9 protein-coding genes are annotated in these 14084 nt (G+C 39.2%); 7 read left to right on the forward strand and 2 right to left on the reverse strand.

All coding sequences use genetic code 11. The features are described 5' to 3' along the window. Window positions 1–180: 180 nt before the first annotated feature. Window positions 181–1896 (reverse strand): RagB/SusD family nutrient uptake outer membrane protein, encoded by a 1716-nt coding sequence (locus CWD90_RS08310; protein WP_103475487.1) that lies wholly within the window; start codon window positions 1894–1896, stop codon window positions 181–183. Between the two features lie 61 nt (window positions 1897–1957). On the opposite strand from CWD90_RS08310, the gene CWD90_RS23255 reads away from it, so the two are divergent. Together CWD90_RS23255 and CWD90_RS08315 are read left to right on the forward strand one after the other, a co-directional pair. Next, window positions 1958–2392, forward strand: coding sequence for a transposase (locus CWD90_RS23255; RefSeq protein WP_205161218.1), 435 nt, complete (start codon window positions 1958–1960; stop codon window positions 2390–2392). After that, complete coding sequence (locus CWD90_RS08315) at window positions 2356–3258, forward strand: IS3 family transposase (RefSeq protein ID WP_205161225.1); 903 nt, start codon at window positions 2356–2358, stop codon at window positions 3256–3258. The genes CWD90_RS23255 and CWD90_RS08315 overlap by 37 nt, the downstream gene beginning before the upstream one ends. A 92-nt stretch (window positions 3259–3350) precedes the next feature. Here CWD90_RS08315 and CWD90_RS08320 read toward each other — a convergent pair whose 3' ends face one another. Further along, window positions 3351–5789 (reverse strand): hypothetical protein, encoded by a 2439-nt coding sequence (locus tag CWD90_RS08320; protein ID WP_103475488.1) that lies wholly within the window; start codon window positions 5787–5789, stop codon window positions 3351–3353. A gap of 375 nt (window positions 5790–6164) precedes the next feature. Between CWD90_RS08320 and CWD90_RS08325 the strand changes: the two genes are divergently transcribed. From CWD90_RS08325 to mfd, 5 genes are all read left to right on the forward strand, one after another. Next, a complete protein-coding gene (locus CWD90_RS08325) occupies window positions 6165–7427 on the forward strand; it encodes an alginate export family protein (RefSeq protein ID WP_103475489.1) in 1263 nt (420 codons plus the stop codon). A 174-nt stretch (window positions 7428–7601) separates the two neighbouring features. After that, window positions 7602–9062: a copper-containing nitrite reductase gene (nirK, locus tag CWD90_RS08330; RefSeq protein WP_192878002.1), complete on the forward strand. Its 1461-nt coding sequence runs from the start codon at window positions 7602–7604 to the stop codon at window positions 9060–9062. 20 nt (window positions 9063–9082) lie between these two features. Continuing rightward, window positions 9083–9886 carry a formylglycine-generating enzyme family protein gene (locus CWD90_RS08335; protein WP_103475491.1) on the forward strand — a complete coding sequence of 268 codons (804 nt, stop codon included), beginning with the start codon at window positions 9083–9085 and terminating at the stop codon, window positions 9884–9886. A 4-nt stretch (window positions 9887–9890) separates the two neighbouring features. Beyond that, window positions 9891–10595, forward strand: coding sequence for an SCO family protein (locus CWD90_RS08340; protein ID WP_239986490.1), 705 nt, complete (start codon window positions 9891–9893; stop codon window positions 10593–10595). A gap of 93 nt (window positions 10596–10688) precedes the next feature. Further along, entirely contained in the window at window positions 10689–14069 is a 3381-nt protein-coding gene (gene mfd / locus CWD90_RS08345; protein WP_394335821.1) for a transcription-repair coupling factor, read from the forward strand. Window positions 14070–14084 lie beyond the last annotated feature (15 nt).

Raw genomic sequence — 14084 nt, forward strand, 5'->3', positions numbered from 1 at the left:
GCAGAATCGTTCAATGCAAAAATAAAAGCTTTTAGGGCACAGTTCAGGGGTGTGAAAAATGTAGAATTCTTCCTTTATAGACTAACTACAATCTTTGCATAAACACAACAATTGGTCTTGATCCCTTGAAATGCCGATTAGTGGGCATTTTCAAGGTAACATTTCAGCAAATTATTCCTTTCACCATCCAGGGTTTTGGGTAAGGTTCGGATTTAATATCAACTCATCTTGAGGAATGGAGGACAGATAATCTTGATTCTCCCTGAACCCATAACCGTTAGGCAATTCATTTTGGAAAAAATCAATTAAACCATTACTATCTACTGGGGTATTATAATTGGGAAACTCCGATTGCAAAAAAGGATATCCCAGAGACCTTTTTCCTTTAAACAAAGCATGTGCTGCCCAACGTTTATAGTCATCAATTCGTTGGCCTTCCAATGCAAGTTCCACCCGTCTTTCATTCCGAATGGCATACAAGGCATCGTCTATGGCGTAACCATAGTCTAAAAGATTTGCACCGTAATTAGCCTGTGGTGTAACAGAGAATATTGGCATGCCAACTCGCTCCCTTAATAAGTTAAGTTGAGCAGAAGCTAAAGTACCATCCAATTCATACTTTGCCTCAGCATAATTCAATAAAACCTCACCATACCTAAATAATATATAGCCAGTTTCACTTCGTCCGCCAAAATCGGCACCTGCTGCCGGTGAATTAGGATTTGAAAACTTTTTCAATTGAAAGCCCGTTACCGCCGATTCCTCTACCCCACCATCTACAAATGGTTTGTTAAATAATTGATTTGCGCTGGCTACCCTAAGGTCACCTGGTATCCAAATTGTAGCGCTTAATCTAGGATCCACATCATCAGCTATTGTGGTAAGGAAGTCATTACCTTTCGTAGTTGCAGCCAACCCTAAATAATCATAGGCATTTCCATCCTTCCCCAAATAAGAAGATACCAACGACCATGTTAGGCTCATATCTCTTGTCCTTCTTGTTGTATAAAACTGTAGTTCGTGACCCATTTGTTCAGCGGCACTTGCAATTCTATAAAATAGGACTTCATCAATATTGGACATATTATCCATTCCAAACAAATTATAATAGTCCATATCAGGATTACCCGTATTGAAAATACCTTTTGTGTAGTTCCCATTTATCAACTCCTCTCCGGCGAATACCGCTTTTTGAAAATAGCTATTCGCATTCGCTCCAGGAGTTCCAAATACATCTCCTTCATGATACTTCTGCCAAGTACCCTCAAAAAGTGCTACGCGTAATTTAAAGGCAAGAGCCGTTTCTTTATTAAGCCTGGAATTTCCAGTACTGGATCGAAGCCCCAGGTTTTCATTGGCCTTATCCAAATCGGAGAGAATAAAGTCTACAACCTCCGTTCTAGGATTTCTTGGGTCCAACAATTTCTCATCATCAGGAAATAGTTGGGTATCGTATATGGGTAAATCCCCGTATGTTGTTAAAAGATTAAAATATAACCATGCCCTAAAAAAATGTGCTTCCCCTAAAAATTGTTGGTAGGAACTAAACTCATCACTGACATTATCTAAATTATCAAATAGAATATTAATACTCCTAATATCATCCCATGCATTAATCCACTGTCCGTTACTAGGTGCCCTAGTACCATTTAGTACTTGATTTGGGATACGTTGTATTAAGTTGTCAGAATTGTCCTCAGAGAGAGGTAAATTTGCACTACCATGGCTTGGGAATGAAGCATAATACTTTTTTACATAATTTTCTATGTCGTTGGAGGTCTTAAAGAACTCATTCACTGAAATTTGGTCTTCGGGTGGATTGTCAATAAAATCCTCACACGATATGTTGATGGCAATAACCAAAAGAATGCCTAATATATATATTATATTTTTCATGATTTTTTAGATTATATATTTGTCCCGTCCTGAAATAGTGATACACTAAAAACTTAGTGTAATGAAAACATCAGAAAATGTGGGGTATACCAGGCGTACCCAAAAAGATTACTCCATTTCTTTTAAGCTTCAATTAGTTGAAGAAATTGAGCAAGGACTTCTTACCAAAGCTCAAGCAAAGGCCAAATATGGTATTCAAGGAGACTCAACGGTGACCAAATGGCTGAAGAAATATGGTAACTTTGATTGGGAACATCGACCTTATTATGCTATGGCCAAAACACCTGAACAAAAAATACTTGAGTTAGAAGCAAAGGTAAGATTGCTCGAGAAACAGAAAGCTCGGGCAGAACACCTTGCCGAGCGAGCGGACAAGAAGGCTATCATCTTCGATATGCTCGTTGATATGGCAGAAAAAGAGTATGACATCCAAATCAGAAAAAATTACACACCCGGGTTATCGACCACTACAAAGAAAAATACAAAGAAACGTTAGTTTCTACCTGTGATTTACTCGGGGCGAACAGACAGGTTTACTACAGATCGATCAAATCAAGGGCCCACAAGCAATCTATTGCCCAAAAGGTTATAGTACTGGTGCGTAATATACGCGGGCTCATGCCTAAATTAGGTACAAGAAAGTTATACTACCTACTCAAGGAGGAACTCTCGATTCTAAATATAGGCAGGGATAAACTCTTTAGGATATTACGGGCCAACCATATGTTGATAAAACCAAAGCGGAGCTATCACATTACAACAGACTCCCATCACCGTTTTAGAAAACACAAGAACCTTGTCACAAATGTTGAAATAGAAAGGCCGGAAGCCATCTGGGTCAGTGATATAACTTATATAGGAAATAGAACCAACCCATCCTACCTGGCCTTGATCACAGATGCGTATTCAAAGAAAATAGTGGGCTATAACGTATCTAGCTCCTTAGGTCTAGAAGGTTCGCTGAAAGCCTTGGAAATGGCATTTACAAACAGGGTTCATAAAAACCGACTATTGATACACCATTCCGACAGGGGATTGCAATATTGCAGCAATGAATATCAACAACTCTTGAAAAACAACAATATAAGGTCAAGTATGACTGAAAAATACGACCCATACGAAAATGCCATCGCCGAAAGGGTCAACGGAATATTGAAACAAGAATTTGGAGTGGCAAAAAATATAAAGAACATAAAATTGAAAAAAGCACTGATTAAGAATGCCATAGAAATCTATAATGATCAAAGACCGCATTTATCCAACCATATGCTCACGCCAATACAAATGCACGCACAAAACAAATTGAAAAGAAAACAGTACAAATCAAAAAAGCTGAACAATGTTATCATTGTTCAGCCTTAATATTTAAATTTAATCCTTCAATAATCTGTATCGATTATTTAGGATGAGACAATTTGTTGTAAGAAATCAATTCCTATTTCCTAATAACGCTATTATTTCAACGCTACCTTCTCTGGATTTCCAGCAGTTTTTATCTCCAATTTCAGGCTTGCTTCCTCTTTGGTAGAAAAAGTACAGTTGACCTTTATTTTATGATCTCCACTACCAATAGCCAATATCTCTGAATCCACCTGGATGCCCTTTATTCTGTTCCAGGATTTGTCATATAGCACCGCCTCATTGCCGCCATCGTATTTAAGATTCTCGCCCTTATCAATGGATATGTCCAAGTCGATTTTTTTGAAATCATCAATCTCAATGGTTATTCCTGAAACCTTGGTGTTCTTGGTGGTTAAAATGAATTGCATCGGTTGTGTGGAAAAATTGTTTTTATACTGGAATAAGGACCAAACCGGTTCTCCAGGCTGCCTAATTTTCAACTCGTGCTCAAAACGTTGTACTGCATATGGGATTAAATTCCAACTATTCTCAGACACTTTTTCCAAGGAAAATTCATCCTTAATATTTTCCATCCTTTTCTTTTGTTCTACAGAAAAGGCTCCCCCTAATCTTGCTTTTTCCCATTCTTTTATTTTCTCCAAAATTTCATCTCCAAAGCCATTTTTATTCACTAAATCCACAGAGGTGACCAAGGCATAACCAGCATCAAATGCGGCACTTCTGGCCAACATCCATTCTATATCCTCCAAACTGGTATTGTCGCGCATACTGAACCATCCCAGCATGCAAGGAATGAAATTTCTTCGAAAATAATCCTGATTCAATAATCTATAGGAGGTCTGGCTCTCCCTGAATCCGGCATACCAAGGTTCACCCCAATTCATACGGGTAAACATATGCCAAAAATAATGGCCTGGCTTACTGGCATCCATAATATAATCGTTCTTTACTTCTGGTAATAAATTATTATACCAGGCATCTACAAATAATAATTCTCCATAACTACCCATTCCCGCTGAAGCATTTCCTTCCAGACCATCAAAGGATATTTGTCTTAAACCCGTCTTGTTATATAGATCCGCTATTAGTGTAGACATTTCCACACTCAGTTCCGTATTGGTTAAAAAGGTTTTGTAGGCATGGTCTGCCAATTTAGATATTTTATCTTCCTTTTTATGACTACTAGCTTGTGTCCCGAAGGCACCGCGTTGCGAATTAATCAAAATCCATGGGGCAGTTTCGGTAACACTTTCATACCTAATTATTTCATTACCGATTACAACCGCATGCAGACTATTGTTTCCCATTTGGTTAAAATAGGTCGGGTCTTTTATTTCAATATTTTTTTCTTGATCATTAATATCATTTACCAGTACGCTGGACCCTACCTTAGCCAGTCTTTCATCTGGAACAGGTGATACATATGGATCATTTGTAGTTATAAAGTTAGATAAGGTATGAGCTCCTAATTTAATCCCTTCCTGTTCGGCCTTGTCCACACATTCTTTCATGCTATCCCAATTCTCAGGAAACGCATCCTTATGCAAATCGAAATGGCCCCAATTTACAAAAGGCCCGGAATGATACAGGTATTGCAATCCTGCTTTTTTGGTCAACGCTATGGCATCATCTATGGTAGACGTTCCAAAATCCTGAATTAAGTATGCCGCGGTTGCGGTTGTGGCCCGTTTGCTCCATACCCCATCTATGGTAGGATGTGGGAGACCCTCTGAAAGTTCTAATTCTTCAAGCGTATTCAAAACTTCTTCCGGAGCGCAACCAAATAAGGCTATTTTAGAGCCTACTATTCCCTCGTCCTTAAATGCTGGGGCCACATAATGTTCATGGCCCATGGTCGCAATGACCCTTTCTTTATTCCTATTCCTTGTGTATGCCTGCAATGAACTCCCATAATCCTTGGGCAATGCGGTATGACCTCTATAAAGAATATTCAAAGAATCTGAAATATCTACCAAACTGGTAGTTCCAAATATATCGTACGAGGGTGTAGAATCATCTTCGTTGGTAGGATATCCCCCCAACGTTCTTTTGTTCAATGCCTGAATGCCTATAGAAAAATCCTTGTTGCGAACCACCCCTACAGTTTCTCCAATGGTTTCCTTAATATTGGTCTCGAATGGTCCCCACAACACCAATTCAATATCATTTTCTTTAGTAATCGAAGTTAGCTCAAAAGTAAGATATCGTTCCTTTTTATTGACTTTAACCTCGGCCTGGACCTCATTTTTTGGATAGCTTAACAAAATAACTTCCTTCCCTTCCTTAATTTCAAAAGCTGAAGGATATTCAATTTCCCCTTTAACCTTGATGGCCATAATGGATTTGGAATCTTTGTTCCCGTACAAATATTCTATATTATTCTTGCTGTCGGTCAAGGTTGTAAGTTGCCCTTGCTGGTCAAATCCAATATTTAGGTTTCCGGCAGAATAGATATTCTCATTACTATTTGTACATGACGAGAATACCACTAGTACATTTATTAATACAATTTTAAGATTTCTAACGATCATAGATGTTTTAAGAGGTTAAATAGGTTTGTCCTGTTTTATTTTTAATGTGCTTACGTACAAACATGCGAAATTTTCAAGTTAACCGACTTTAACATCTCCAACTCAAATACCGCATTATTTAAACTTAGGCGGTAACTGGTTCAATACCCTATTGTTCACATTTAAGTAATATTAAGCATTTCCAGCCTAAATTAACAAATAGTCAATAAATTTTACCACAAAAAATATAGACTCTTATACTATATTGGCAAAATTCAATACCTATTCCCCACCATTTTTTATACCGGAGCAAATGGCATTACATTAAATGACAAATATCATATTCTCCTAAAAATAACAGCGTGACTTTTGCTCCAATAATCAATCCAAGCTATTATGAAACTTAAGAACCACATAGGACTACTTTTTTTTACCCTCCTTATAATGCAAGTACAGGCACAGTTTACACTAGATGCCGAATTGCGCCCAAGGTTTGAATATAGACATGGTTATAAGACACTGTTCCCTGATAATGTAGACCCTGCTGCCTTTGTTTCACAACGGACCAGACTGAATACCGCTTATGAAATTGAAAAACTGTCTTTTTACCTAAGCTTACAGGATGTCCGGACTTGGGGCGATGTACCACAACTCAACACTGCCGATAAAAATGGATTTGGAATACATCAGGCCTGGGGGGAAATTCAGCTAGATCCACATTTCTTCCTGAAGGTAGGGCGACAGGAAATTATTTATGACGACCATCGAATTTTCGGAAATGTAGGTTGGGCCCAGCAAGCGAGAAGTCATGATGCGCTCTTAATAAATTACCAGGATTCGGAATACGCCATAAACCTTGGATTCGCCTTTAACCAAAATGAGGAAAATTTAACTGGCACTACCTTAACCACGCCTGGAACTTATAAGAGTATTCAATATTTGTGGACCCATAAGGAATGGAACAAATTATCGGCAAGTCTTCTTTTCTTAAACAATGGTCTGCAGTTTATTAATAATATCAATTCCAATAACAACGAAACCAGATATAGCCAAACCCTTGGAACCCATTTAAATTATAAGGCTAATAATCTGAAGTTGACCTCAAATCTTTATTACCAATTTGGAAAGGATATTGCCAACAATGATTTAAGTGCATATCTCCTATCCCTAGAGGGAAACTATACGGTTACAACCAAATCCACATTGGGACTTGGGGTAGAACTACTTAGCGGTAATGACAACGGATTAACTTCCAACCAAAAAAACAAGGCTTTTACCCCACTTTATGGCACTAATCATAAGTTTAACGGACTCATGGATTATTTCTATGTTGGCAACCATGCAAACAACGTAGGCCTATTAGATATATTTGCCAATGCCAAGGTAGGTTTAAATGAGAAATCTAATCTAAATTTTGCTATCCACAACTTCTCGGCGGCAGCAGAAATAGGCCCAGACAGCGAAAAGCAATTAGGGACAGAGCTTGATATCGTATATGGTTATAAGCTTCAAAAAGAAATTGGCATCAGTGCCGGATATTCGCATCTTTTTGCCTCCCAAGGCATGGAAACTATAAAAGGAAACTCCGACGGCAACACCAATAACTGGGGATGGATAATGATCACTATAAACCCAGTATTGTTTACATCCAGTAATTAATCATTAGGAGACCTTAACCCAAGTTCTAGGTTTCCTTGCAAAAATGGCCCAATTTCTACCAAGTTCAGCAATATGACAGTTGTCATGTTTTTATAGGATTTTCAAGACTATTTTTGCCCAATAAAGGACCAAAACATCCTTTATTTTTTCATTATGCAACCAAAACAAATCATTATGAATTCAAAATTGACAAAAAAAATATTCCTCTCCCTACTTATGGTAGCGGGAATAAGCAGCCTTATCCTCTCATGTGCTGAAAAAGAAAAGATCGTTTATGAAAGCACCGCGGATATACCTGCGAATCGCGAAATGACAGCAGAATTAACATCCCCGCCAAATGTACCCACACCTGTTGGCAAAAGAAAGGCCAAAAAACTTAAGGTAGATATGGAAATTTTGGAACAAGAAGGAGAAATGACCAACGGGGTACGATATATATATTGGACCTTCGGGGGTACGGTTCCTGGAAGTTTTATTAGGACAAGGGTTGGAGATGAGGTTGAATTTCACCTTAAAAATCACCCTGAAAATAAATTGCCCCACAATATTGACCTGCATGCCGTTACAGGTCCCGGTGGTGGTGCGGAGTCTTCTTTTGTAGCTCCTGGACACGAGAAAGTATTCTCCTTTAAAACCCTTAACCCAGGGCTGTATGTTTACCACTGTGCAACAGCACCAGTAGGGATGCATATTGCCAATGGCATGTATGGTTTAATTTTGGTAGAACCCGAAGGAGGATTGCCATTGGTGGATAAAGAATATTACATTATGCAGGGCGATTTTTACACCAAAGGAGCCAACGGAGAAAGAGGTTTGCAACCTTTTGACATGCAAAAAGCCGTGGATGAACGCGCCGACTACGTTGTTTTTAACGGTAAGATGGGTGCCTTAACCGGCGACAATGCCATAACTGCGAACGTTGGCGAAACAGTACGCCTGTTTGTTGGCAATGGCGGACCAAACCTGGTATCTTCCTTTCATGTTATTGGTGAAATCTTCGACAAGGTGCATGTAGAAGGTGGAGATTTGATCAATGAAAACGTTCAAACTACCCTTATCCCTGCTGGAGGGGCGGCCATAGTAGAATTTAAGGTAGATGTTCCCGGAACTTTTATCCTAGTAGACCATTCCATTTTTAGAGCATTTAACAAAGGGGCGTTGGGAATGTTGAAGGTCCAGGGTGAAAAAAATAAGACCATTTATTCCGGAGAATTGGAAGATGGTATCTACTTGCCTGAAGGAAGTGGTATTCAAAAAATGCCTTCAACTAATGATATTGTGGAAGCTGACATTCCCGCTAAATCTATGGCGGAAAAGATGGAATTCGGAAAGGCCGCCTATATGCAGACTTGTTTTGCTTGTCACCAAGCAGAGGGCCAAGGTATTGCCAATGCATTTCCCCCTTTGGCCAAATCTGACTATCTAAATGCCGATGTTAATCGTGCCATAGATATTATACTGCACGGAAAAACAGGTGAAATAACCGTAAACGGACAAAAATACAATAGTGTTATGACCGCGCAGACCTTAACCGACGAAGAGGTGGCCAATGTACTTACCTATGTGTACAATAGTTGGGGCAATTCCAAAAAGGACGTAACTCCAGCTATGGTTAAAAGTGTAAGAAATAAATAGAATCGGTACAAAACAAAAAAATGATATTAAGTCCCTCTTTTAAAATAGCCCTAACACTGATCGGCATCATTACCGTAAATATTGCTTCTGCCCAATCAGGAAATATGGCCGCCGTTAAAGGAGGGACTTATATTCCCCTATATGGGGTTGATTCAACTGCGGTTACCGTAGATCCTTTTACAATGGACGTTTACCCGGTAACCAATAAGGAGTATTTAAAGTTTGTACAGGAATATCCTGAATGGAAAAAAAGCAAGGTTAAACGATTATTTGCAGACGGTAATTATTTGGTTAATTGGGAGAGCGATGAATCCTATGGAAATTTATTAGGGGCCCAAGAAGCCGTTACCAACGTTTCTTGGTTTGCCGCCAAAAAATATTGTGAATGTCAAGGAAAAAGATTGCCCTCCGTTGATGAGTGGGAATATGCGGCAATGGCGGATGGTAATGATCCCGATGCCCGCAAAAAGGAATCCTACAATCAGCTTATTCTGGACTGGTACGAAGCGCCAAAAACATTTAACAATAGCATTGGCTCTACCTTCAAGAATTATTGGGGAATCTACGACCTCCACGGGCTTGTATGGGAGTGGACAATGGACTTTAATTCCGTTTTAATCTCCGGTGAATCCAGAAAGGATGTAGATAAGGATAGCAACCTTTTTTGCGGCAGTGCAGCGGTTGGAGCATCGGACTTAATGAATTATGCCGCCTTTATGCGCTACGCTTTTAGAGGTAGTCTTAAAGCGAATTATGCCATAAGGACTTTAGGGTTTAGGTGTGCACAGTCAAATGGATCAAATAATAAAAATCTAACCTATTAAGACAATGAAAAGAATTCTAAATGCCGGATTGTTATGCTTTTTAGTAATCAATCTTATAGGATGCAATACAAAAAAATCAAACAAAACAACCGCAGAAAAATACGAATGTCCCATGCACTGTGAAGGTGATAAGACCTATGACCAACCTGGCAATTGCGACATCTGTAAAATGGACCTGCAGCTACTGGCCCTAAACAACAAGAAAGAGGGCGAAATATCTGAGCTGTCCATCTATAATCTCCCCTCCAAATGGACCAATCAGAACAATGAGGAAATTCAACTAAAAGTTTTGAAAGGGGATGTATTGGTCATGGTTATGATCTACACCTCTTGTCAAACGGCATGCCCTAGATTGGTTGCAGACATGCGCGGTATAGAAGAGCAAATCCCCCTCGATAAGAAAGACAAGGTTACTTTTGTTTTTGTTAGCATAGACCCTGAAACCGATACACCACAGCGACTAAAAGAATTTGCAAAAGAAAACCAAATGGATTCGGAAAAATGGGTATTTCTAAGAGGTTCGGAAGGAGACACCCGTGAATTTTCAGCAGTATTGGCGGTCAACTACAAAAAAATATCCCCTATGGATTTTTCACACTCCAACATCATAAGCGTTTTTGACCAAGAAGGGGAATTGGCTTATCAGCAAGAAGGGCTCGGAGTCAACAATAGTGAAACGGTATCAAAAATTATAGAATTGGTTAATTAGACCAGATTGATTTTTTAAATCCCAACCATTCTTTGTAAAAAGAATTATCAAGGTTTATATTTGCAATAAAATTTACGGTTGACAAAATCTTCGATGTTACAACTGTTCGCACAGTCTCCCCAACTAGGGAAACTGAGGTCTCTTATTGCCGATTTTCAGGATAGCACCAATGCGACCATAACAAAAACCAATATTAAGGGTCTAACAGGATCCTCTTTATCCTTTGTAATAGCTGAAATATTTCACAAATCCGAATCGCCATTCCTGTTCATTTTAAATGACAAAGAAGAAGCTGCTTATTATTTGAACGACTTGGAGCAGCTGATTGGTGATAGCGACGTACTTTTTTACCCAGGAAGTTATAGAAGGCCCTACCAGATAGAGGAAACGGATAATGCCAATGTGCTTTTGCGCGCCGAAGTACTAAACCGTATAAATTCCAGAAAAAAACCTGCCATTATAGTTACCTATGCAGATGCCCTTTTTGAAAAAGTGGTAACCAGGAAGGAACTGGAGAAAAACACCCTAAAAATTAAACTGGAGGATACCCTTTCGATCGACTTTTTAAATGAGGTTTTGTTCGAATATAAATTTAAAAGGGTCGATTTTGTTACCGAACCAGGAGAATTTTCGGTTCGCGGCGGCATCATGGACGTATTTTCCTTTTCCCACGATGAACCTTACCGAATTGAATTTTTTGGAGACGAAGTGGAGAGTATCAGAACTTTTGACGTAGAAACACAGTTGTCCACACTAAAGGTTAAAAAGATTACCATCATCCCCAATGTAGAAAATAAATTTTTGGATGAGAACCGGGAAAGTTTCCTGAAATACATATCACCCAACACCCTTATTTTTAGCAAGACCCTAAGTTTGCTATATGCCAGATTGGATTCATTTTTTGAAAAGGCCGAAGAGGCCTTTACTAAATTGTCCAACGAAATACAGCATGCCAAACCCCAGGAACTGTTCACTACTTCCGAATTATTAAAACATCAGTTGGCTGATTTTGGTTTGATAGAGATCGATGGAGGCACAAAAGCTTCTAGTGATCCGGAAACCATCGTGTTCAATACAAAACCACAACCTTCCTTTAACAAAAAGTTCGATTTATTAATCGAAAACCTTAACGATAATTATAAAAATGGCTATACCAATTACCTGTTTTGTGCCACGGAGCAGCAGGCCAAGCGTTTCCATGATATTTTTGATGAGGTAGGAAAGGAAGTCCATTATAAAACCATTGTACTCCCGCTTTATCAAGGTTTTATAGACCAAGATTTAAAAATAGTCTGTTATACGGACCATCAAATCTTTGAACGATATCTGAAATTCCATTTAAAAAATGGCTATGCCAAAAAGCAGGCCATTACCCTAAAGGACCTGAACAAACTGGAAATTGGGGATTACGTGACCCATATAGACCATGGTATTGGAAAATTTGGCGGACTACAAAAAATCGATGTTGAAGGAAAGAAACAGGAAGCTATAAAGCTAATGTATGGGGAAAGGGACATCCTATACGTAAGCATTCATTCCTTGCACAAAATCTCCAAATTTAATGGGAAGGACGGGGCTCCCCCAAAAATATATAAACTGGGTTCTGGAGCTTGGAAAAAGATTAAGGACAAGGCCAAATCCCGTGTTAAAAAAATTGCTTTCGACCTTATACAGCTCTATGCCAAGCGCAGGCTGGAAAAAGGATTTCAATACGGCCCGGATAGCTATCTACAGCACGAGTTGGAGGCTTCCTTTATTTATGAGGATACTCCTGACCAAAGTAAATCTACCGAAGACATAAAGAAAGACATGGAAAGTGAAAGACCCATGGACCGACTTGTTTGCGGGGATGTTGGTTTTGGAAAAACGGAAGTGGCCATAAGGGCCGCCTTTAAGGCCGTAGACAACGGGAAACAGGTTGCCGTTTTGGTCCCTACTACTATTTTGGCCTTTCAACACCATAGGACTTTTACAGAACGGTTGAAAGAAATGCCAGTAACCGTAGATTATGTAAACCGTTTTAGGACTGCCAAGGAGAAAAAGGAAACCTTGGAAAATCTGGCCAGTGGCAAAGTAGATATCATTATAGGCACCCATCAGTTGGTGAACAAAAACGTGAAATTTAAGGATTTAGGATTGTTGGTCGTAGATGAGGAACAAAAGTTCGGCGTATCGGTCAAGGACAAATTAAAATCCATTAAAGAAAATGTAGATGTACTTACCCTTACCGCAACCCCGATCCCAAGAACCCTTCAATTTAGTTTAATGGCAGCTAGGGATCTTTCGGTCATCAATACGGCACCACCAAATAGATATCCCATAGAAAGCGAGGTAATCCGTTTTAGCGAGGAAATCATTCGCGATGCCATTTCCTATGAAATCCAACGAGGCGGGCAGATTTTCTTTATTCACAATAGAATTGAAAACATCAAGGAAGTTGCCGGAATGATACAGCGGTTGGTGCCAGATGCTAAAATAGGCATTGGACACGGGCAAATGGAAGGCAAAAAATTGGAGACCCTTATGTTGGCGTTTATGAATGGTGAGTTTGATGTTTTGGTATCTACTACTATAGTGGAAAGTGGCCTGGATGTCACCAATGCCAACACCATTTTTATTAATAATGCCAATAATTTTGGCCTAAGCGATCTGCATCAAATGCGGGGACGAGTAGGTAGAAGCAACAAAAAGGCTTTCTGTTACTTTATTACCCCTCCCTACGATGTAATGACCAATGATGCCCGTAAGAGAATTCAGGCCTTGGAGCAATTTACAGATTTGGGCAGCGGCTTTAATATTGCCATGAAGGATTTGGAAATAAGAGGTGCAGGAGACTTATTGGGAGGAGAGCAAAGTGGGTTTATAAACGAAATTGGTTTTGACGCCTATCAAAAAATATTGGCCGAAGCCATAGACGAACTAAAAGAAAACGAATTCAAGGATTTATACGAAGAAGTTGGAGGCAAACAAAAGATCTTTGTAAAAGAAACTCAGATCGATTCTGATTTTGAATTGCTTTTCCCTGATGATTACATCAACAATATCACCGAACGTTTAAATCTCTATACAGAACTGAACCTAGTTTCCGATGAGGTAGGTTTGCAAAAATTCGAGTCCCAATTGGTCGACAGATTTGGGGACCTCCCCACCCAAGCTGAGGATTTATTAAACTCGGTCCGTATCAAATGGATCGCCAATAGTATCGGCCTAGAAAAAATAGTAATGAAGAAAGGCAAAATGATCGGCTATTTTATAGCTGACCAGCAATCCGATTTTTATCAAAGCAGTTCCTTTACGTCCGTATTACAATTTGTACAGGCCCATCCCGACCTGGCGAAATTAAAAGAGAAACAAACCCGAAACGGGTTGCGATTATTATTGGTATTTGAACACATTAATTCCATTGATAAAGCCTATAAATCTATTCAACCCTTCGATTTACTTATCCCAAAAACAGGGATAACTGTTCCATAAAATATCCCATAACTA

Origin of the sequence: Arenibacter catalasegens (genome assembly GCF_002909235.1) — a bacterium.
GTDB lineage: Bacteria > Bacteroidota > Bacteroidia > Flavobacteriales > Flavobacteriaceae > Arenibacter > Arenibacter catalasegens.

Bases quoted from the DNA above. Each gene is read 5' to 3' on its own strand.
- mfd (WP_394335821.1), top strand. From the start codon at position 10,689: ATGTTACAACTGTTCGCACAGTCTCCCCAACTAGGGAAACTGAGGTCT.
- CWD90_RS23255 (WP_205161218.1), top strand. From the start codon at position 1,958: ATGAAAACATCAGAAAATGTGGGGTATACCAGGCGTACCCAAAAAGAT.
- CWD90_RS08325 (WP_103475489.1), top strand. From the start codon at position 6,165: ATGAAACTTAAGAACCACATAGGACTACTTTTTTTTACCCTCCTTATA.
- CWD90_RS08340 (WP_239986490.1), top strand. From the start codon at position 9,891: ATGAAAAGAATTCTAAATGCCGGATTGTTATGCTTTTTAGTAATCAAT.
- nirK (WP_192878002.1), top strand. From the start codon at position 7,602: ATGAATTCAAAATTGACAAAAAAAATATTCCTCTCCCTACTTATGGTA.
- CWD90_RS08310 (WP_103475487.1), bottom strand. From the start codon at position 1,896: ATGAAAAATATAATATATATATTAGGCATTCTTTTGGTTATTGCCATC.
- CWD90_RS08320 (WP_103475488.1), bottom strand. From the start codon at position 5,789: ATGATCGTTAGAAATCTTAAAATTGTATTAATAAATGTACTAGTGGTA.
- CWD90_RS08335 (WP_103475491.1), top strand. From the start codon at position 9,083: ATGATATTAAGTCCCTCTTTTAAAATAGCCCTAACACTGATCGGCATC.